The 20,592-nt window shown below is 69.7% G+C and carries 14 protein-coding genes and 2 pseudogenes; 7 read left to right on the plus strand and 9 right to left on the minus strand.

Features of this window, described 5'->3' with window-relative positions; genetic code table 11:
- Positions 1–61: 61 nt before the first annotated feature.
- The 3 genes and pseudogenes from ACFYUZ_RS32575 to ACFYUZ_RS32585 all read left to right on the plus strand — a co-directional run bounded on the left by ACFYUZ_RS32575 (position 62) and on the right by ACFYUZ_RS32585 (position 4,605).
- Positions 62–2,233, plus strand: a complete 2,172-nt coding sequence (locus tag ACFYUZ_RS32575; RefSeq protein ID WP_389315341.1) for a M4 family metallopeptidase — start codon at positions 62–64, stop codon at positions 2,231–2,233.
- Between the two features lie 171 nt (positions 2,234–2,404).
- Complete coding sequence (locus tag ACFYUZ_RS32580) at positions 2,405–3,691, plus strand: phytase (protein ID WP_389315343.1); 1,287 nt, start codon at positions 2,405–2,407, stop codon at positions 3,689–3,691.
- Between the two features lie 501 nt (positions 3,692–4,192).
- Positions 4,193–4,605, plus strand: a pseudogene (locus tag ACFYUZ_RS32585) (transposase family protein).
- Here the strand turns inward: ACFYUZ_RS32585 and ACFYUZ_RS32590 are convergent.
- Positions 4,568–5,085 (minus strand): annotated as a pseudogene (locus ACFYUZ_RS32590) (transposase); the annotation flags it as partial. The pseudogenes ACFYUZ_RS32585 and ACFYUZ_RS32590 sit on opposite strands and share 38 nt — an antisense overlap.
- A 949-nt stretch (positions 5,086–6,034) precedes the next feature.
- Between ACFYUZ_RS32590 and ACFYUZ_RS32595 the strand changes: the two are divergent.
- The 4 genes from ACFYUZ_RS32595 to ACFYUZ_RS32610 all read left to right on the plus strand — a co-directional run bounded on the left by ACFYUZ_RS32595 (position 6,035) and on the right by ACFYUZ_RS32610 (position 12,449).
- Positions 6,035–6,346 carry a hypothetical protein gene (locus ACFYUZ_RS32595; protein ID WP_389315345.1) on the plus strand — a complete coding sequence of 104 codons (312 nt, stop codon included), beginning with the start codon at positions 6,035–6,037 and terminating at the stop codon, positions 6,344–6,346.
- A 107-nt stretch (positions 6,347–6,453) separates the two neighbouring features.
- On the plus strand, positions 6,454–8,538 hold the full coding sequence (locus ACFYUZ_RS32600; RefSeq protein WP_389315347.1) for an HAD-IIB family hydrolase: 2,085 nt from the start codon (positions 6,454–6,456) through the stop codon (positions 8,536–8,538).
- 662 nt (positions 8,539–9,200) lie between these two features.
- Positions 9,201–10,451 carry a PP2C family protein-serine/threonine phosphatase gene (locus ACFYUZ_RS32605; protein WP_389315349.1) on the plus strand — a complete coding sequence of 417 codons (1,251 nt, stop codon included), beginning with the start codon at positions 9,201–9,203 and terminating at the stop codon, positions 10,449–10,451.
- A 693-nt stretch (positions 10,452–11,144) separates the two neighbouring features.
- Positions 11,145–12,449: a flavin-containing monooxygenase gene (locus ACFYUZ_RS32610; protein WP_389315351.1), complete on the plus strand. Its 1,305-nt coding sequence runs from the start codon at positions 11,145–11,147 to the stop codon at positions 12,447–12,449.
- An 81-nt stretch (positions 12,450–12,530) separates the two neighbouring features.
- On the opposite strand, the gene ACFYUZ_RS32615 is transcribed toward ACFYUZ_RS32610, so the two are convergent.
- The 8 genes from ACFYUZ_RS32615 to ACFYUZ_RS32650 all read right to left on the minus strand — a co-directional run bounded on the left by ACFYUZ_RS32615 (position 12,531) and on the right by ACFYUZ_RS32650 (position 20,498).
- Positions 12,531–13,646, minus strand: coding sequence for a tryptophan dimethylallyltransferase family protein (locus ACFYUZ_RS32615; RefSeq protein WP_389315353.1), 1,116 nt, complete (start codon positions 13,644–13,646; stop codon positions 12,531–12,533).
- A 224-nt stretch (positions 13,647–13,870) separates the two neighbouring features.
- The gene (locus tag ACFYUZ_RS32620) at positions 13,871–15,232 is read right to left on the minus strand and encodes a cytochrome P450 (protein ID WP_389315355.1); all 1,362 of its coding nucleotides are present in this window, start codon (positions 15,230–15,232) and stop codon (positions 13,871–13,873) included.
- Positions 15,233–15,237: 5 nt separating this feature from the next.
- Entirely contained in the window at positions 15,238–15,840 is a 603-nt protein-coding gene (locus ACFYUZ_RS32625) for an ATP/GTP-binding protein (RefSeq protein WP_369142203.1), read from the minus strand.
- Positions 15,815–16,192, minus strand: coding sequence for a DUF742 domain-containing protein (locus ACFYUZ_RS32630; RefSeq protein WP_389315357.1), 378 nt, complete (start codon positions 16,190–16,192; stop codon positions 15,815–15,817). Before ACFYUZ_RS32630 ends, ACFYUZ_RS32625 begins: the two co-directional genes overlap by 26 nt.
- Complete coding sequence (locus ACFYUZ_RS32635) at positions 16,189–16,590, minus strand: roadblock/LC7 domain-containing protein (RefSeq protein WP_033207336.1); 402 nt, start codon at positions 16,588–16,590, stop codon at positions 16,189–16,191. Before ACFYUZ_RS32635 ends, ACFYUZ_RS32630 begins: the two co-directional genes overlap by 4 nt.
- Positions 16,587–17,753: an ATP-binding protein gene (locus ACFYUZ_RS32640; protein ID WP_389315360.1), complete on the minus strand. Its 1,167-nt coding sequence runs from the start codon at positions 17,751–17,753 to the stop codon at positions 16,587–16,589. Before ACFYUZ_RS32640 ends, ACFYUZ_RS32635 begins: the two co-directional genes overlap by 4 nt.
- A gap of 596 nt (positions 17,754–18,349) precedes the next feature.
- The gene (locus ACFYUZ_RS32645) at positions 18,350–18,688 is read right to left on the minus strand and encodes a hypothetical protein (protein WP_389315362.1); all 339 of its coding nucleotides are present in this window, start codon (positions 18,686–18,688) and stop codon (positions 18,350–18,352) included.
- A gap of 970 nt (positions 18,689–19,658) precedes the next feature.
- Positions 19,659–20,498 carry a LysR family transcriptional regulator gene (locus ACFYUZ_RS32650; RefSeq protein WP_389315364.1) on the minus strand — a complete coding sequence of 280 codons (840 nt, stop codon included), beginning with the start codon at positions 20,496–20,498 and terminating at the stop codon, positions 19,659–19,661.
- Between the last annotated feature and the right edge of the window lie 94 nt (positions 20,499–20,592).

Here is a 20,592-nt window from a genome sequence, read left to right on the forward strand (position 1 = left end):
CCCCGCACCTCAGATGACGTTCTGCGGCGTTTCCCCGACAAGGCCCGGCGGAAGGATTGCGATGAACCGCAAGAACGCCCTGGCGGCCGGTGTCGCGGCAGCCCTCGCCCTGGGCTCCGTGACCGTGGTGGCCACCCAGTCCAGCGCGGCCCCCCAGCCCACCGCGGCGGCCGGCGCCTCCGCCGCCCGCCCCGGTGCCGGATTCCGGGCGATGACGGCCGACGCGCGCGGCGAGGCGATACGCACGGCCGGCCGGAACGCGGCCGCGACCGCCCGCGCGCTCGGCCTGGGCCCCGACGAGCGCCTGGTGGCCAAGGACGTGCTGATCGACGCCGACGGCACCCGGCACGTGCGCTACGACCGCACCTACAGAGGCCTGCCGGTCATCGGCGGCGACCTGGTGGTGCACCTCACCGAGGACGGCACGATCACCGGCTCGGACCTGGCGCACCAGGGCGCGATCCGGGTTGCCGGCACCACGCCGAAGCTGACGGCGGCCGACGCCTCGGCCAAGGCCGTGAAGCACGCCAAGCACGTGAAGCACGCGAAGGCCGGCAGCAAGGACAGCACCCTGGTGGTGTACGCGGTCGGCAAGATTCCCGTCCTCGCCTACCGTTCGACCGTCACCGGCGAGGGCGAGACCGGCCCGACCTCGCGGGAGGCGGTGATCGTCGACGCCACCAGCGGCACGCCGCTGGACCAGTACGAGCTGCACCAGAGCATCACGGGCACCGGCAACGGCGTCACCGTCGGGCAGGTCTCCATCGAGACCACCCAGTCCGGCAGCGGCTACACCCTCACCGACGCCGCGCACGGCGGCACGATCGTCTACGACTCGTACAACAGCCCGCAGTCCAACCCCAGGCAGAACGCCCGGGCCTTCTCCAAGACCACCAACTCCTGGGGGAACGGCACCAGCTCCAGCCGCGAGAGCGCCGCCGTGGACGCCTCCTACGGCCTGGCGAAGACCTGGGACTACTACAAGAACTCCTTCAACCGCTCCGGCATCCGCAACGACGGCCGCGGCGCCCCCGCCTACGTCCACGTCGACACCGGGCTGCTCAACGCCTTCTACGACGACAACTGCTTCTGCATGTACTTCGGCGACGGCTCCTCGCAGAACGGCAACACCCCGGTCACCGCGCTCGACGTCGCCGGGCACGAGATGAGCCACGGCGTCACCGCCGCCACCGCCAACCTCACCTACTCCGGCGAGTCCGGCGGCCTGAACGAGGCCACCAGCGACATCTTCGGCACCATGGTCGAGTTCTCCGCCGACAACACCGGCGACCCGGGCGACTACTACATCGGCGAGAAGCTCAACATGTCGGGCGGTTACATGCGCCGGATGGACAGCCCGGCCGCCGACGGCAGATCGCTGTCCTGCTGGAACTCCGGCGCCGGCTCGGTGGACGTGCACCTCTCCTCCGGCATCGGCAACCACTTCTTCTACCTGGCCGCCGAGGGCACCGGGGCGAAGACCATCGGCGGACGCTCGCACACCGGCACCACCTGCAACAACGACACCTTCACCGGCATCGGCAAGGACAAGGCCGCCGCGGTCTGGTACCGGGCGCTGTCCACCTACATGACCTCCACCACCAACTACGCCGGTGCCCGCACCGCCACCCTGCAGGCCGCCGCCGACCTGTACGGCACCAACTCCCAGGAGCGGTACCTCGTCTCCAAGGCCTGGGCCGCCGTCAGCGTCGGCACCGCCCTGCCCGACCCCGGCACGGGTACCCCCACCCCCTCGCCGACCACCCCCACCCCCTCGCCGACCACGCCGCCCAGCGGCAACGCGCTGGCCAACGGCAGCTTCGAGCAGGGCACCAGCGGCTGGACCCAGAGCGACGACATCATCACCAGCTCGACTCTGCAGACCGCGCGCGACGGGTCCTGGTACGCCTGGATGATGGGCTACGGCGCCGACGCCGTCGAGTCCCTGTCCCAGTCGAACATCGCGGTGCCCTCCACCGGCACCCCGAAGCTCACCTTCTGGCTGAAGGTCTCCACCCAGGAGTCCGGCTCCGCGGCCTACGACACCCTCAAGGTCAACGTCAACGGCACCACGCTGGCCACCTACTCCAACGCCAACGCCTCCTCCGGATACGTGCAGAAGACCGTCGACCTGTCCGCCTACAAGGGGCAGACGGTGAAGCTGGAGTTCGCCGGCACCGAAGACACCTACCTGTCCACCGTCTTCCTGCTCGACGGCATCGCCATCGGCTGACCGGTCCCGCTCACCACCCGTGCTCCTGCGGCCGGACGCCCTGCTCGGGTGCTCCGACCGCAGGAGCCTTCGTGACGTGTTCAATCGCCGTCCACCTTCCAGTCGTGAACATGACAACCACAATCGCGAGTGTCTTCCGTCAGGGCAAAACCCCTCATACAAGGAATAAACATGACGATACGTCTGGCGTCTCGCGCCTCCACGCTCGCTCTCTGCACGGCACTGGCGGCCTCCTTCGCCCTTCCGGCGCAGGCCTCCGGGATCGACGGCGTCCGGCCGAAGGCCGAGACCGCGCCGCTGTTCGACGACGAGGCCGGAGGCAACGCCAACGCGGACGACCCGGCGATCTGGCGCAACCCCGCCGACCCGGGCCGCAGCCTGGTGATCGCCACCGCCAAGCAGGGCGGCCTGCGGGCCTACGACCTGGACGCGCACCAGGTGCAGTCGATCCCCGCCCCGGCCGGGCCGGGCGCCGACGACAAGCCCGGCCGCTTCAACAACGTCGACCTGGTGCAGGGACTGCGCCTGGGCGGCGCGCGCGCGGACGTCGCGGTGGTCAGCGACCGCGGCAACGACCGGCTGCGGATCTACCGCATCGACCGGGACAAGCCCGGCGGCCCGCTCACCGACGTCACCGCCCCGGAAGCACGACCCGTGTTCTCCGCCGACCAGGCCGAGATCAACGAGCAGAAGACCGCGTACGGCCTGGCCACCTGGACCGACCGCACCACCGGCCGCTCCTACGCCCTGGTCAGCCGGCGCAACCGCACCCGGATCGCCCTGCTGGAGCTGCTCCCCACCGCGGCCGGCACCGTCGACTACCGCCAGGTCCGCACCCTGGACCTGCCCTCCTCCTTCCGGATGCCGAACGGCGCCTCCTGGACGCCCTGCGCCGAGCCGGGCGAACTGCCGCAGGTCGAGGGCATGGTCGTCGACCCCGCGGACGGCACCCTGTACGCGGGGCAGGAGGACGTCGGCATCTGGCGCATCGACGCGGGCCTGACCGGCACGCCGACCCTGATCGACAAGGTCCGCGAGTACGGCGTCCCGGGCACGTACGACGAGCAGACCGAGGAGTGCACGCCCGGCGCCGACCCCGGCTTCGGCGGCACGCACCTGAGGGCCGACGTCGAGGGCCTGACGCTGGTCGACGAGCCGGGCGGCGACGGCTACCTGCTCGCCTCCAGCCAGGGCGACGACACCTTCGTCGCCTACGACCGCGAGCGCGACGAGGACAACGAGTACGAGGACGTCTTCCGCATCGCCGCGGCCTCCGCCACCCTCGACGGCTCCGAGGTCTGCGACGGCGCCGCCGCCCTCAACCTCCCGCTCGGCACGCGCTACCCCCACGGTCTGCTCGTCGTCCAGGACGGCCAGGAGACCCCCGGCGACGGCGACCGCGAGGCCACCGGCTTCAAGTTCGTCGACCTCGGCGAGGTCCTCGACGCCATCGACTGACGAACGAACGCCGCGGGCGCACGGTGACCACACCGTGCGCCCGTACCGTCGTCACGCCTCGAAGAGACGGGCCGGCCGTCCTCGGACCGAGGGCGTTCGCGGCATGACCCTGAGGCGGTGGCGAAGCATGAAGGAGAGCGGTCGCGTTGCCCCAGAGACCGGACTCGTGGCTTGCCTCGGTGAAGCTCACACGACTGCTCCCCCGGTCGAAGCGCAGCGGGTGCCGCCGGCGCGGTTGTCGCCCAGCCGCCCGTAGGGGGCACGGCCCCAGGAGCACACCTGGCCACTGGCGGCGAGGGCGGGCATCCACCGCCGGCATCCTTGAAGACCCCGGTCCCGGCACGCGGCGGTGCGCTTCCGGCCGGCCGTGCCACACGAGGGCGCCGCCAACGAGCTCGTGCACGGTATGCGGTGAGGTGTCTTCCACCTCAAGACTGAGCTTCCTCGAGTTGCTGCTGATCGAGATGTCTGACGTCTCGATCATGTCGCTTGAGAGCCTCGTTGGTCATCCATCCTGCCGGACTCGACCTGCCGCATGCGCTCGTGGAGTGGGTCACCATGCTGATCGTCACCCGTGAGGACGATCGGCGGTGCAAGCTCCGTCCGTCCCAGCGCGCGATGGTGGCGCTGGTGTACCTGCGCGAGCATGATCCCGACCACGTCCTGCTCGACTCGTGGCCGATCTCGCCTACCAGGGCGGCGGCGCCTGGCTGACCACCGGCATCAAACGCAGACCGCGGCAAGAACTCACACCCACCGAGAAGACCCGCAACCGTGCCGTGGCTGCGGCACGGGCATCGGTCGAGCGCGGCGTCGCCCGCCTGAAGTCCTGGCGGATCTTCCGCAGACCCCGGTGCGGCCCCAACCGCATGACGTCAGGAGCCGGGTGGCGTCGCGCCGGTTGGGGCCGGTGAGGGTGACGGCGAGCGGGGTTCCGTGCCGGTCGACGATCGGACGGTGCTTCGAGCCAGGGCGGGCACGGTCGACGGGTGAAGGCCGACATGATCCCCCTTGGCGGGCCCGGACATGTGATCCGTCCACCGAGCAGTCGTCCATGTCCAGCAGGCCGGCGTGACGCAGCTCGGTCGGCAGGGCGGCCTGCAGGCGCGGCCCACGCCGGCCTCGGTTCCGTCCCTCAGTCGGCGCCAGGCCCTCACACCGGAGCAGCTCACGGTCTCCGCAGGGACATCGCGCCCCGCGACACCGGTCCGCAGTACGTACGTGACGCCGGCGAGGGCCACGCGGTCGGGAACGCGTAGCCGCCCGGGGTGGCGACGGCGCCGTTCGGGAGTGGGCGGCAGCAGTGGGGGCACCTGCTCCCTCAGATCGTCCGGGACAAGACCGGTACGCACCTTGGACACCCTGCCGGCCGAGGTCGCGAGCACCGGGCCCACGGCTCACTCGTGCTCAGCCGGATGCAACCTCCGGCGGGAGGAGGTGGTCTCGGAAGTACTGCGAATCCAGCCGCTCCCCCCCTTCACGAAGAGCGGACGCGTGAGGCGGGCTTCCTCGACCCGCTGCACACGCAGAAGAAGCCCGAGATCAGTCCGGGAACCGAGCCGTCAGGCGTGTGAAGCACCCGGTTTCATGGTCCGCAGCCTGGTCCAGCAGGAACTGACGGCCCTGCTCTGGGTCACTCCCCGCCAGCGGGAAGCCGGACAGGAGGACTCGTGGACCGGTGACCGCATCAAGCACGACGCAGGCGAGCCTGCCCGCGTCGCAGAACGCCTTCCCCCATCGGGGAAGTCTTCCTGCTCGTACGTACGACCGACCCGGATCTCCTCCCTTGCTCAGGCCGCGTGCACAAGGCCAGGGGCCAAGGTGCCAACCCGGCTGCACCAGTGCCCACTGGACGGCTCGGTCAGATTCATTCTGAAACGATCAGCGGGCGGGATGCCCCCTTCACGGCCGGCCCCCTCCGCGCCCCATTCGATGAGCCTCCAGAACCACCGGTCGGCACAGGGAGGCAACCGCTCCTCCGCCTTGTCCATGTTTTCGTCTTGATGCACTCATGTGCGGGCTGGTGAGGGCAAGAGACATCGGCTGCCATCAGCGCGGTCTGTCACTCCAATAGCCGCCAGAAACACGCACGCCACGGAGGAGGGAGCGATCATGACTGGTGTAGGTGCAGGTCAGGAGCAGCCCTGAAGCCGCAGGTCCGATGGGCTCGCCCCGAATCCGGCGAGGCTTCCGCACAACGGCGCCCCTCCGGGCCCTCATCCGGGCAGCACAGCCTGGTGATGGATCGCAAGCCGTCCACCTGTCGGTGTGCGAGGCAGTTGCCTCGACGCGCCATCCAGCTCATCGCACACCGCAGCGGGCCGAGCCGCAGGACGGCAGTACATGGGCCTGCTGATGCCGGCACCGGAGTTCTGTGTGCGTTGCTCAGCGGAGAACGCACACGCCGGCTCGCGCTCCTCTTCCGTGAAACTGGAGGTCCAGATGGCATCGCATGAGCCTGCCGCCGATCGCCTGGTGGAAGCTGCACGCAATGCTCCCGACGGATTGGTCGATCGACTCCTGGAAAGCGACGACTTTCGCGAGTCACTGCTCGGAAAGGCCATCCGAGACCTCCAGCAGGCCTCGGTCCCCTCGCAGGAAGCAGGTGACGAGGTCTTGCCCATCAACCCGGTCACCCACGATCCCGCTTGGTGAAGCGCCCCAGACCGAGGCCGCATCACGGCTCCGCTCGGTGGGGCGGCAGAGAACGGTGAAGGGAGACCTCGATGGACCGGCGAGCAGTTTCAACGGCCAGGGTGCTGGTGACCGACCTGGACGGCACACTCCTGGGCGGCGAACCGCAGGAACGACGCCGTCTGCGTGACGCCCTGGTACGGCATCCACACATCACGGTCGTCTTCGCCACCGGACGCAGTCTTGCCTCCGTTCAGGCGCTTCTGCGCGACGACCCCCTCATACCGGTGCCGCGCTGGATCATCGCGGACGTCGGTGCGAGCGTCATCGACGTCCCACGGATGCTGCACGTCCACGGCTTGGAGGAACAGCTGCGGGAGGGCTGGCCAGGCGCGAGACTCGTGCGGGCGCGGCTGACGGGCTTCCCGCAGCTTGTGTATCAGCACGGTGTGGCGCAGGAAGGCCGGTGCTCGTTCCATCTGCATCCGGAGGGCCTCACCGGCGCGCTGAGGTATGCGGTCAAGACTTTGGGGTGCTCCTGGTCCTACTCGTCGGGTCAGTTCTTCGACGTGCTGCCGGCCGGGGCGAGCAAGGGAAACGCGCTGGAGCTGCTCAGGCGCGGCATGGGATGGCCTCGGCAGGCGGTGCTGGCGGTGGGGGACTCGCTCAACGACCTCTCGATGCTCTCCCGAGGCACACACGCCGTCGTGGTGGCGAACGCCGAAACGGCCTTGGCTGCCGCTGCTCCCGTGAGGGAGGAAGTACACCACTCCGTGTGGGAGGGCGCCGCTGCCGTCCTGGAGGGGATGGAACGTCTGGGCTGGCTGGACCGCCGGCCGGTGACGGTCGGCTATCACCGTCCCCCCGTACGCTGGATCGACGGCGGCTGGCGTTCGCCGTGCAGTCCGAACGGGATCCTGCCGACCTTGCGGAGCGCGCTCGCCGATGAGCGCCTGAACGCCGTGTGGGCGGCAGCCCACACCGGGGAGAAGGCCCCGACCGCCACCGCCGCGACGGCCGCAGGGGTGCCGCTCTCCCTCCTGCCGCTGAGCCCCGAGCGATGGGCCGGCTATTTCCACCGCGTGTGCAAGGAGACACTCTGGCCGGCCCTGATGTCCCAGCCCGACCTCATCCGCGATCTGCCCGATCACTGGACCGACTACGAGCGGGTCAACATCGCCTTCGCCCATCACATCGGCTCCCTGGCGGCGCAGGGGGGCACGGTCTGGCTGCACGACTACAACCTGTGGCTCGTCGCGGCGGCTCTCAAAGCCCAGCGGCCCGACCTGGCCATCGGACTGTTCCACCACACGCCGTTCCCCCCGCCCGAGGTCTTCCGTCGGATTCCGGCAGCCGAGCAACTGATCGACTCACTCGCGTACCTGGACTGGGCGGGTTTCCACACCACGGACAGCGCCGACAACTTCCGTAGGCTGTTCACCTCCGTCTCCAGGCCGGCCCCTCGCCTGGGCGTGCATCCCCTCGGCATCGACCGACGAGCCGTCGCCGACATGGCCAGGGCCCGCCTCGTCCGTCGACGCCAGGCCAGCGGTGGCGACGGTCAGCTCGTTCTGTCCGTGGAGCGACTCGACTACGCCAAAGCGCCCGTCCACAAGGTCCACGCCCTCGACGCGCTCCTGACACAGGCGCCCCGGCTTCGGGGGAAGGTGTCCTACCGTCTGATATGCCCGCCTCCGGAACCTGGTATCGAGGCCTACGACACCACCCGCGAAGAACTCGAAAGAGCCATCGACCGCATCAACCGCCGGTGGGCCACACCCGTCTGGCAGCCCATCGACTACATCCCCCACAACCTCGAATTCCCCGAGGTCGTCGACCACTACCTGGCCGCCGACGTGTTCTGGGTGACCTCACTCGCCGATGGCATGAACCTCACCGCCCAGGAGTACATCACGACGCACCACGCCACCGAGCGCCCCGGAACACTCGTCCTGTCCCGGTACGCGGGCGTCGCCCAGCACATAGGATCCGCGGCCCTGCTCACCGACCCCCTCAGCACGCAAGACCTCGTCGCCACCCTGCACGCTGCCCTGACCATGCCCGTACACGAACGCGCCGCGCACATCGACCGACTGCAGGACCTGCTCGACATCCCGACTCCCGACCAGTGGGCCCGCGCCTGTATCGCCGCCATCCACCGTGCCAGGGCCCCTTTGCAGACCGATCGCACCCTCGCTCCCGCAACGACCTGAGCAAGCGCCAGGCCGCGGTGGTGGGGCGGCAGGAAGCGGCCCGGCACACCGCCGGCTCCTCGCGAAGTCCGGTCCCGAACAGGACCCGCCCCTGTGCGGCCTCCTACTCGCTACGGCAAACGAGCCGTCCATTTCCAGGCCATGGTCACTCTCGCCTGCCTCCGCCTCGGCTACCGACCGGAGACCGCCCTGGCAGCACAAAATCCTGGTCTCTCGAAATGATCAGGACCTTCGGATGCCTTGGGCGAATTGGCGCAACCCGCCATTCGGTGCCACCACGCCAGTCGAAAGCGGAGGAGCTGCCTTTTGGCACCAGCGGTAGCCGTAACCGTCACGAGGATCCCAGAACCCGTCTGGGCGGTGCCGCGTTTTGAGGAACCTGTCCCAGCCGCTCTTGAACTCCTTGCCCGCGGTCGTGCCTTCAGGGAAGGCATCGAAGTTCACACCAAGGCGCCTCCTCCTATGGGGACCCCTTCTACGCAGGTGAATTCAGCCACCGCAGCCCCCTGGCGAGCACTACCAAGCCAGGTGCTGCTCACGTCGCCGGCCGAGCGAGGGCGGATCCGGCCTGCGGCCGCCTCCCCCTCGCGCCGAGAAGCGCGGCAGGAGGACGGACCGTAGTTTGGGGGTGAGGCCGTTGGGGCGGGAAGGGAGTGCCACCGGTGGCATCACGGGTTGATCACGCGGCACTGTTCGCCGCCACGCCGAGCCCTTATCTGGTGCTCGGCCCGGATCTCGTGATCGTCGACGTGAACCGGGCCTACCTGGAGACCACCGGGCGCACCCGGGAGGAGCTGCTCGACCAGTACGTCTTCACCGCCTTCCCGGACAACCCCGCCGATCCGGAGGCCGACGGGGTCCGTAACCTCGGGGCCTCCCTGCACCGGGTGCTGACCGACCGCAGGCCGGACACGATGGCGCTGCAGCGGTACGACATCCCCGTCATGGGCCGGCCAGGGGTGTTCGAGGAGCGCTGGTGGTCCCCGGTGAACACCCCGGTCCTCGGACCTGACGGGCGGGTGGTCTACATCATCCACCGGGTCGAGGACGTCACCGCGTTCGTCAAGGCCCACCAGGCCGCCCACCCCGCCGGCCTCCGGGTGGGCGATCGCCTGGAGACCTCCCAGAGCCTGGAAGCCGAGCTGTACGCCCGCGCGCGGGAGCTGCAGCGACTCAACGAGGAACTGCGCCAGGCCCACACCCGTGAGCGTGAGGTCGCCGTCACCTTGCAGGAAGCCATGCTCCATGTCCCCGACCTGGCCCACCACCGCGATGTCGCGGTGCGCTATCTACCCGCTGTCGGCTCCCTGAACGTGTGCGGCGACTGGTACGACGTCGTCGACATCCCCCCTGACCGGCTCGCCGTCTCGGTCGGCGACGTCATCGGCCATGGCCTCGAAGCCGCGGCCGTGATGGGCATGCTCCGCAGCGCCCTGTCCGCCGCCATCCGCGCCCTGGAGCGCCCCGCCCAGGCCCTGGAGGTTCTCGGCCTGTACGCGCGGTCCGTGGAGGGCGCCCTGGGCACCACCGCCGTCAAAGCGATGGTCGACACCCGCAGCCGCCTGATCACCTACAGCAGCGCCGGCCACCCGCCGCCCGTGCTCGCCCACCCCGACGGCGGCTGCGAGCTGCTCGACCAAGCCACCGATCCTCCGCTCGGCGCCCGCCCCCTGCACGTGCCCCGCCCCCAGGCCAGCCTGCCCTACAAGCCCGGCGACACCCTCGTGCTGTACACCGACGGTCTGATCGAACGGCGCGGCGAGGACATCGACGTCAGTCTGCGCCGCCTGACCGACGTGCTCGGCGACTGCGGTCACCTGGGCGCCGAGCAGGTCGCCGACACCGTCCTGGCACGCCTCGGCGTCTCCAGCGGTGGCCGGGACGACATCGCCCTGGTCATCGTCCGCCTGTGAGCGAGCGCATCGTTCCAGACGTGGGAATTTCCAGCTGCTTCTCGCCGTAGGTCGGCGTACGCCCGGAATGACGGGGACAGCCTGATGGCCCAATGGGGCCCTGCTGCGATACGGAAGAGGTGCGCCAGCGACAAGGAGAGGATATTCCCTTCTGACCTTTTCGACGCACGCCCATGATTATGTCATCACCACCAAAAAATACGCGCGCGATGCCCCCGTCCCTCAATATTCGGTGTATTTTCTTCACCTTTGCAGAAAGAATCGCTCTCGATTTCGTCATCTGCATCATCCACGTATGTCACTTCTCGCGCACTGAACGACTGGGGACGATGATCACAGTCGGCCTCCTCGATGCCGTGGTGCTCGCGTCTGCCCGAGTGGTACGGGATGCCGGCGGCGAGCCGGACGTAGGTGTCACCGCACCGCACGGACGCCGCCGGTGAGAGGCCCGGGACCGGCTCCATGGCGAGGGCTTCCGTACAGCGGGGCCAGGTCCCCTGCGGCCTCACTCCGCTCCGACCTCTGCGGGCCGCAGGCACCGGTCGCGCCCCGAGCCCGCCACGGTCGCCGGGCTGCTCGGCGGGGAGTGGTGGGTGTGACGGGTTCCTCAGGGGTGTTGCGGGTGTGAGGCGGGGGGCGGATGGGAAGTGAAAGATCGTTCGAGTGGAGAGTGTTCGTTCTGTGGGAGAAATCTTGAGTGTGTGCGTGATCGGTGCGGGGCTGTCGGGGCTGGCGGCCGCACACGCTCTGGCGGTCAAGGGGATCGATTTCGTCTGTCTCGAGCGGGCGGTCGATGTCGGCGGGATCTGGCGGCAGCCGGGGGCCGGTGAGCCCGGGCCCGGCTACAAGTCGCTGCATCTGAACACCGCGAAGCAGCTCACGGGGTACACCGAGTTCCCGATGCCCGACGCGTACCCCCTTTATCCGCGGCACAGCGAGGTCGCGGCCTATCTGCGGTCGTTCGCCGAATGGGCGGGGGTGTCGGACCGCATCGAGTTCGGCGTCGAGGTCGTGTCGGTGCGGCAGGAGGGTGACGACGCGGCGTGGACGGTCGTCAGCCGAGGGGCGGACGGGGCCCTGGAGACGCGGCGGTTCGCTCATGTCGTCGTCGCCTCGGGGCACAACACGGTGCCGACGCTGCCGAAGCCCGCGCCGCCCGGTTCCGACGGGTTCGCCGGCAGGATGCTGCATTCCGTCGACTACCAGGACGGGGCCGACTTCGCCGGGCAGCGCGTCGTCGTCGTGGGTCTCGGCGCGTCGGCGGTGGACATCGCCACGGACCTCTCCCGGCATGCCGCACGCACCGTGCTCTCGGTGCGCCGGGGACTGCACATCGTCCCCAAGCAGCTCTACGGCATGTCGGTCGACGAGATGGCCGAGGTGCCGTGGTTCACCGCCATGTCCCTGCCCGAGCAGGTCGACTTCGCCGAGAACGCCCTGCGGATCGCGCGGGGCAGACTGTCCGACTACGGCCTGCCCGAGCCGGACCACCCGCTCTTCTCCTCCCCCGTGACCATCTCGGACGAGATCCTCAGCCGCATACGCCACGGCGCGGTGCACCCCAGGCCGGGGATCGACCACCTCGACGGCAGGCGGGTGGTCTTCACCGACGGGACTTCGGAGGAGGCCGACGCGATCGTCTACTGCACCGGCTACGGGATGGACTTCCCGTTCCTGCCCGAGGGATGCCCGGCCGGGCCGGGCGGGTCGGTCGAGCTGTACCGGCGGGTCGTCGCTCCCGGCCGCCCCGGGCTGTACTTCGTCGGCCTGGTCCGTCCGATGGGCGCGATCACGCGGCTCGTGGAGGGCCAGACGCACTGGGTCGCGCGCATCATCGGCGGCGAGGTCGTCCTGCCGGACGAGGACGCCATGCGCGAGGAGATCGGCGCGTACCTGAAGGGCATCGCCGAGCGTTACGGCACGGCGGCGGGCGGCTCCTCCATCCAGGTCGACGTCGGTCCCTACCTCCGGGAGATGCGGGGACTCCAGACCGTCTGAAGGCCCGGCCGGGCTCCGTGACCGACTCCGACGACGGGGCTCCCGGCGAATCCTCGCCGGGAGCCCCGTCGTCGGGGATCGCTAGACCACCGCCGCTGCGCGGTGCCGCAGTTTCGTCGGCGGTCTGACGGCGTAGGCCTCCGACGAGAGGTACGCGGTCACCCGGGGCGGATGGCCCTGCTGGTGGGCGAGCGCGAGGTAGGCGATGAGGCCCACTCCGTCCTTGGGCCGTCTCGCGGTGAGGGCGGGCAGCGACCGGACCAGCGGGGCGGGATCCATCCCGTGGCTCCGCAGGACGTCCACTGCTCGGTCGAGGACCTCTTTGTCGTCGCGGGCGTAGTCGCGAACCGGGATGTGGAGGGTGAAGCCGCTGGGGCGGCCGGTCTCCGTCTCGGTGAAGGAGTGGCAGGACAGGCCGGGCCGCCGGTCGAGGTCGTCGGTGGCGGCGGCGGCCCGGAAGAACTCCTGGATCTCCGCCGGCCCCGGGCCGGAGCCCGTACGGGACAGGTTGCCCGCCTCGGTGGCCGACAGGTCGAGGTGCCGGGTGTAGACCTTCACCCGCGGCGTCTCCCAGTGGCCCAGATCCAGGGCGAGGAAGGGGTGGCCGTCGGCCTTCGGCAGCGCCGCGTAGGCCTTTTTGTGCCCGAGTCGGCGCAGGGCCTTGCGTACGGTCTTGGCGGAACGTTTCGCCCCGGACGCGGCCGGATTCAGGTACACCTTGACCTTGGGCACGCCGCCGGGCAGCAGTTCCAGTGCGATCCACAGCGCCAGCGGACCCTTCGGCCGGTCCGGGAAGAAGAGGTCCTCGATCTCGTCGAGCCGCTCGGTGGAGAAGTCCCAGCGTCGGCCCATCGCGCGGACGACGTCCAGACCGATCCGGCCGTTCTCCGCCCGGGTGTCCGCGCCGCAGCCCGGCTCCACCAGCACACGCAGTGCCGGGGCCCGGCCCGGGCTGAAGGAGAGCGAGTACTCGACGGGGGTGTGGTCGTCCGAGAGGAAGGTCCGCGTCGGGGGCGGCAGGGCCAGCGACCGCCCGGCGGCCGGACCCAGCGCCTCGACCAGGGTGTGCGCGTACGTCTCCGTGTCGGCCGGCGAGAGCCCCGCGACGTCGCAGAGGCGTACCAACTGGGCCCGGGTGAAGGAACCGAGCGTGCCGGACCGCGGATCCGGAAGGATGTCGAGCGGCAAGCCGGTCACCGGCACCCCACCAGAGATCCAGGTACGCACGAAGATACCCGCCGGCGAGGGCGGGTATCCGGGTGCGCACCGACACAGGGCGGTGGCTCTGCCATAGCGGTGTCGGTGGATATGTGGTCCACGACATCTCCTCTACCTCATACGCAACATTGGTGCCGCGGCGATCACTACCCTCACGATCGAATAGTCATGCGGAGATAGGGAGACTATGGAGGACTTGTGGATCAGCTCGTGAGCCAGGACAGGAACTGGCTCCAGCGGCCCTTCCGTTCTCCCTTGCCCTCCTCGCCGGTCCGGTCGCCGAACTGCGCACCGGACGCGGTGGCACTCGTGTCGGGCCGCGGGCCGCCGTGTCCCGATGACGGGACGGGGGTGAACTTGGCCGGCAGCGTGGCCAGGGCCCGGTTGAAGGGGCCGGGACGCCAGATCAGGCTGTCCTCCGGTACGGCGAGTTCGACGTCCGGCAGCCGGTTGAGCAGGTGCTCGATGGCCGTGACGGTGATGTGCCGGGCCGGCTCCTTGGACGGGCAGCCGTGCAGGCCCGCGCTCCACGCCAGGTGGGACCGGTTGCTGCCGGTCGTACGGGCGGCCGCCAGGGCAGGGCTTGAGTTGGCGGCGGCGAAGCTCACCAGCATCAGGTCCCCCGCCTGCACCTTCTCACCCGCGAACTCCATGTCCCTGGCCGGGTAGTGGGGCGCGTAGTTCGATATCGGCGGGTTGTCCCACAGCGTGTCGTCGAGCGCCTCGTCGATCAGGCCGCCGCCGTCGGCGTAGCGGTCGTCGGTGAGCAGCCGGTGCAGGGTGTTGCCGAGGAGGTTGCGCAGCGGTTCGGCGCCCGCGCCGAGGAGCAGGGCCAGCTGGTGGACCATCTCCTCGTCGCTCAGATTGGCGTGGTGCTGCATCAGCCAGGACGTGACGTCGTCGCCCGGCCGGCTCCGCTTGAGCGTGACCAGTTCCTGCACGGCCCCGAACAGCACGGCGGTCGCCTTCTCGGCGTTCACCCCGTCGAACATCCCCGTGATGCCGAAGAGCACCCGGTCGCCGATGCCGGCCGGGCAGCCGAAGAGCTCGTTGAAGACGAACAGCGGGAGCTGCTTGGCGTAGTCGCCGAGCAGGTCGGCCGACCCGCGGGAGCCGAACTGGGAGATCAGGTAGTCCGAGATCCGCTCGGTGTTCCGGGCCAGCCGCTGCGAGTCGATCCGGGCCATGCTGTCCGTGATCGCCTGACGCAGCCGCAGGTGCTCGCCGCCGTCGCTGAACATGCAGTTCTGCCGGTAGGCGAGGAGGGGCACGACGGGGCTGTCCTGCGGGACCCGGCCCTCGTTGAAGTCCCGCCACAGACGCGCGTCCTTGCGGAAGGACGCGGAGTCCTGGAGCAGCTGGAGCGCTGTGGCGTAGTCGGTGACGAGGGTGGCGGCCACCCCGGGGGCGAGCTCCACGGGGGCGGTGGGCCCGTAGTGGCGCATGTACGCGTAGTACGCCTGCGGGTCCGCGGCGAACTCCGGTCCGTGCAGCGGGATCCGGGCGCCCGAGGCGTGGGCGGGGCAGCCGGGTGGGGGCACCGGGGCGGGGGTCTGGGTGTCCATGGCGGCTACTGCTCCTGTCGGGTGCGGTCCAGCAAGAAGCGGACCAGGGTGGTGAGTGCGCCGGCGGACGACTTCTCGTCGCGCGCGTCGCAGGTGACGACGGGGGTGTCGTCGAGCAGGTCCAGCGCCTCGCGCAGCGCCGCTTCGTCCCGCAAGGGCGTGCCGTCGAAGTGGTTGACGGCGATGGCGTATTCCAGCCCGTACTGCTCGATCAGGTCGATGACACCGAAGGAGTCCGCGAGCCGCTCGGGGTCGACGAGGACCAGCGCGCCGAGGGCCCCGCGCGCGAGGTCCTCCCACATCTGCACGAACCGCTGCTGGCCGGGGGTGCCGAACAGGTACAGCACGATGCGGTCGCTGATGGTCAGCCGACCGAAGTCCATGGCCACCGTGGTGGTGGTCTTGCTCCGGACGCCTTTGAGGTCGTCGACGTGCTCGGCGGCCTGCGTCATCCGCTCCTCGGTGGTCAGCGGCTCGATCTCCGAGATCGAGCCGATGAACGTGGTCTTGCCCACCGCGAAGTGCCCGACGACGAGGATCTTCACCGGGATCTGCGAAGCGCCGTCGCGTACGTAGTCCTGCTCACCCAAACTTGGCGCGGAGACCATTCAGCACCTCCTCCAGGATCTCCCGGTCGGCGAGGGCCGCCCGGCGTACCGGCGAACGGGTGACGAGGTAGCCGCCCTCGGCCAGGGTGGCGAGGAGGATCTTCACCACGCCGAGCGGCAGCCGGGTGTGGCCGGCGATCTCGGCGACCGACAGGTAGCCGGCGGAGCAGATGTCGATCAGCCGCTGCTCCTCGGGGGAGAGCCGGGTGGGCCGCTGGCCCTCCTCCGGCGCCACCGTCACCAGCGTGATCAGGGAGAGCTGCTCCTCGTCGGGCAGGCCGCGTCCCTTGGTGATGACGTACGGTCGAACCAGCTCGGCGGCCTCAGGCTCCCACTCCTCGCGTCCCGTCATGAGTGCGTGCCGAGGTTCTCGCGCGGCGGCGTCATGAGTACCTTGCCGAGCTGGCCCACGAGCTGCTGCATCCGGAAGGTGATGTCCGCCATGTCGACGTCCGGGGACGCGGAGAGACCGAGGTAGGCACCCTCACCGGCGGAGATCAGGAAGACCCAGCCGCCGTCGAACTCGACCAGGGTCTGCCGCCACCGCGCACTCGGGTCCTCGCAGAAGAAGGCGAGCGAGCGGCTCAGCGACTGCACACCGCTCATCGCGGCCGCGACACGGTCGGCGTTGTCCTTGCCGTAGCCGTTCGACCTGGCCATCAGCAGGCCGTCGGCGGATATCAGGACCGCGTGCAACGCGCCGGGAATCTCCAGGGCGCTGTCGAGCATCCATGACAGATCGTCGTTCACGAGACCTCATGTCCTTCGCTGCTTGCACGAGACGTACCGCTCGTGCGGTCCGGCGCCTCCGGGAAGGCGGCCCGGCCGGACTCCGTGCCTCGTTGGAAGGCACCCATGATCGCCGCTGCTTCGGCGTCGGAGCGGCTCGGAGCCTGCGCGGGCGTACTGCTGGGCACGATGGCCATCGGCCGCTTGCGGCGCCGCTTCGGCAGGCCGTCGGCGGTCGAGGACGTCGCGAGCACGGCTTCGGGCCCCCCTGGGCCCGGTACGCCGGGAGTGATCACGGGCGGCGCCGTGGACTTCTGCACCGGCACGCTGGTGAGCAGCTCGTGCGGCAGCAGGACGACCGCACGGACGCCGCCGTAGGGCGAGGACGAGTCCACGGACACCTCGAAGCCGAAGCGCTCGGACAGCACGCCGATCACCGCGAAGCCGAACTGCGGCGGGTTGCCGAGTCCGGAGACGCCGGTGACGCGGTTGCTGGAGAGCAGCCGCTCGGCGCGGACCCGTTCCTCGTCGCTCATGCCGACGCCCGCGTCGTCGACGACGATGCACACGCCCTTGGGAACGGTGCGGGTGTTGATCTCGACGACGGTGTCCGGGCTGGAGTAGCTGGTGGCGTTGTCGAGGAGCTCGGCGAGCGCCAGCGCCACCGGTTCGACGACCCGGCTGGTGAGGCCGAAGTCGACGCGCGAGAGGATCTCCACGCGACGGAAGTGCCGGATCCGGCCCTGGGCGCTGCGGATCACGTCGTACACGGACGCCACGTCGCGGTGGCGGCCGAGCCAGCCGTCACACAGCACGGCGATGGACTGCGCGCGTCGGCCGAACTGCGAGTTGGTGTGGTCGATCTCGAGCAGGTCCTGGAGCATGGCCGACTCGCCGTACTTGCTCTGCAGCCGTGAGACGACCAGCTGCTGTTCGGCGGCGAGACCCTGAAGTGTCCGCATCGCGGACTTCAGGACTGTTTTCGTCGCCTCCTCGGCCTGTTCCTGCGCCGCCTCGACAGACTGCGTGTAGTGGTTCTCCAGGTCGGAGTAATGGCTCCGGAGCCCGTCGATCTGCTGCTTCAAAGCCTGGGCCGCCTTGCGTTGGCGGACGATGACGGCGATGGCGGCGAGAACGAGGACCAACAGAGCCCACAGCATCGGGTTCTGTATGTATTCCGTCATAAGACTCTCTTCAGGCGGCCGACGGCCAGTGACTGGATTCCCGTCAATGCGGTGCCCCGGCGAACCGCCCGCATCGGGACGCCCGCGCGGAACCCCTCCGGAAGTCGGAGGTGTCGTTCTGCGCTCATCCGCCCGCCCCGCTTGCGCCGAGATCGTATCACTGTGCGATTAAGTGACTGCTCGTCAATAGACAGGCTGACCAGACAAGTCGGACGGTACGGGATGACCTCCCGGCCATGGAGCCGGGCCGGTCGGCCGGAAATCCACCAGAGGAGGGGCGTCGCCCCAGGTCACAGGCATCGGCGGACGCTTCCGACAGCATCCCGCCATTCTCGAACGGCCTGGAGGGGACTCACTGCGCACCGCGCCGCTCGGCCGACGCCCAGGCCGACCGGCCGAGGGAGAACCCGCGTCTTCCGTACCGGAAGCGGTACGGGCGGGGAGGCGGAACGTAGGGGATTCAGTCGGCCGCCGCCACGACCTGGCCGGCGCCGCCACCTCCCCCGCATGTGGCAGCTCGCCCTGACTTCGACTTCCGCCCGCCCTCCTCAACGGACCTGGGCCCGTTCCCCACAGCACAGCCGGTGCGGCGCGGGTCACATGGCGTGACTGATCCACCGCCGGAGGGCGGCGTGGGTGGTGTCGGTCAGCTGACACAGAGCCTCGATGGCGTCCAGGTCGCCTGGCAGGGGTGCGATACCCGCGGTGGTGAGAGTCGCCTGCAGCTCCAGACGGCGACGGTCGACCGGCTTGAGGGGTGCAGACGGGCGGCCCGTCGGCTCGGACGCGGACAGAAGGCAGTCGCCGGACTCCACGCGGCCGCCGACGCTCGCGGTCCGCTCCGGCACATCGTCGACGAGTGCGGCGGGGAAGCGGTACGGATCAAGGTCCAGCAGTGCAGCGGTACCCGTAGTGAAAGCCTGAACATCAGTCACGAGAATGCCTCCTTGGTCGTCGGGCCACTGCACATGACGACTGCAGCGGAAATGGAGACAGTTGCGGTGTACCGGGTATCCCACCCGAATGGCCCTCTGCCGCATCTCGTCACAAAAGCGATGACCTGACCGGCCCGTGGGAGGGAGGGGGCACACATCTCGTCGATTCCTCCGCCACCGTGCCCAACGAGTGCGTCTCCGCTCGCAGGGGCGCTGAGGCAACCGGCGATGCAGGTGGACCGCCACGTCGGAGCATGAGGGACGGCACGTCACCTCCTGAGCAGGTCGCGTAGGACCTGGCAAGCGATGCGCGGCATGCCCCTGCTGATGTCGCGGTGGTGACCTTCGATGGAAGGTCGAGGACACGGGCGATGCTGTCGTGGCCGGCCTGGCATCCGTCGGGGAGCGCTGCCCGCTGCTGCCTCATGCCCTCCCCCGTCAGGGCCTGTCCGGCGGATCATGTGACTGGCGAGCCGGTGGGTTGTCGCGCTCGGCATGGGGCGGGGCGATCCGACGAACGCGGAGTGGGTGCGGCTGGAGCCACACCTGTCGCCTGTCGGGCGATGTGGGGGGGGACGTTGGAGCGATCGCTGACGGCCAGCATCGTCTCGCCGAGGTGATCCGTGAACGGGGTCTCACCGCTGATCGGCGCCACCTCGACGCGGCCTGACTTGGCCGTGTCGTATCCCGCGAAAGGCTCCGACGTCTCCACGATCAAGCACCAGTCCGAACCGGTCGTGATGCGCGTGGCAACCGCTTCGCTGTCGATCAGCCACACGTCCAACGGGCCGGACGGAGCCTCTGAGTCGTACAGGTGCCACGAGGCGAACTCGCTCAAGACGGCGTCCGGCAAGGTGGTCAGGACGCACACCGACCCCGTGCAACGGGCACTCGCTCCCCCTCTTCGACTCCACGCGGCGACCGTACCGTCAGGCAAACCCCCAGCTCACGTCCTTGTGCGGGACAGCCCTTAGAGGCGTGTCGCGGTGCGGACGAGGTCGGCGACGGCTTGGGATCTGCTGTGTGGTGGCCAGGCGATGACGGTCGTGACAGCCGGCGCGTCCGGCACCGGCACCGTCGCGTGATCCTCGCGCAGATGGGCTCGGAGGGACTCGGGCACGACCGCGCAGGCCCGTCCGAGCGCGATCAGCTGGAACAGCTGGGTGTGGTCGCGCACCTGCGGGCCAGGTCCGTCCGGATAGCCCCCGTCCCGTCGAGGCCAGCGTGGCAGGGGCAGGTCCGCCAGGGTGGTCACCTCGGCCATCGACACATGGGGTCGGTCGGCCAAGGTGTGCCCCGCGGGCAGGACCACGACCTGCTGTTCGGTGTGCAGGTCCTCGGTGTCGAGTCCGGCCGTCGTGTCGAAGGGCCGCTGGAGCAGAGCAACGTCGGCACGCCCGTCGCGCAGCAGTCTTTCCTGCTCGCCGGGCCCGCACAGCATCACCTCGACGGCGACCGCGCCGGGCTCGGCGGCGTAGGCGTCCAGCAGCTTCGACAACAGTTCGCTGGACGCTCCGGCTTTCGTGGCCAGCACCACGCCGGGCGTTCCGACAGCTGCGCGGCGGGTGCGGCGCTCGGCGGCTTCGACCGCGTCGAGTGCGGCCCGCGCCTCCCGCAGAAGTACCGACCCCGCCTCGGTCAAGGCGACCGCGCGAGCGGTGCGGTGCAGCAGAACCACTCCGAGCCGCCTCTCGAGCTGCTGGATCGCCCGCGACAGCGGTGGTTGTGCCATGGCGAGCCGCTGCGCCGCCCGCCCGAAGTGCAACTCCTCCGCGACGGCGACGAAATAGCGCAGCTCCCGCGTCTCCACCGCGTCATCGTATCCGGCGCTCACCACGGCCGATATCCGTGCGGTATCGCCGCCCACCCAGTCGGTCTTGGACGTCCCACTGGAGTCCGCACCA

Origin of the sequence: Streptomyces sp. NPDC004266 (assembly GCF_042874095.1) — a bacterium.
Classification (GTDB): Bacteria; Actinomycetota; Actinomycetes; order Streptomycetales; family Streptomycetaceae; genus Streptomyces.

What these genes read in the sequence shown, in the direction of transcription:
- ACFYUZ_RS32595 (WP_389315345.1), top strand. Translation starts at nt 6,035, where the DNA reads ATGGGCCTGCTGATGCCGGCACCGGAGTTCTGTGTGCGTTGCTCAGCG.
- ACFYUZ_RS32620 (WP_389315355.1), bottom strand. Translation starts at nt 15,232, where the DNA reads ATGGACACCCAGACCCCCGCCCCGGTGCCCCCACCCGGCTGCCCCGCC.
- ACFYUZ_RS32580 (WP_389315343.1), top strand. Translation starts at nt 2,405, where the DNA reads ATGACGATACGTCTGGCGTCTCGCGCCTCCACGCTCGCTCTCTGCACG.
- ACFYUZ_RS32625 (WP_369142203.1), bottom strand. Translation starts at nt 15,840, where the DNA reads ATGGTCTCCGCGCCAAGTTTGGGTGAGCAGGACTACGTACGCGACGGC.
- ACFYUZ_RS32575 (WP_389315341.1), top strand. Translation starts at nt 62, where the DNA reads ATGAACCGCAAGAACGCCCTGGCGGCCGGTGTCGCGGCAGCCCTCGCC.
- ACFYUZ_RS32640 (WP_389315360.1), bottom strand. Translation starts at nt 17,753, where the DNA reads ATGACGGAATACATACAGAACCCGATGCTGTGGGCTCTGTTGGTCCTC.
- ACFYUZ_RS32630 (WP_389315357.1), bottom strand. Translation starts at nt 16,192, where the DNA reads ATGACGGGACGCGAGGAGTGGGAGCCTGAGGCCGCCGAGCTGGTTCGA.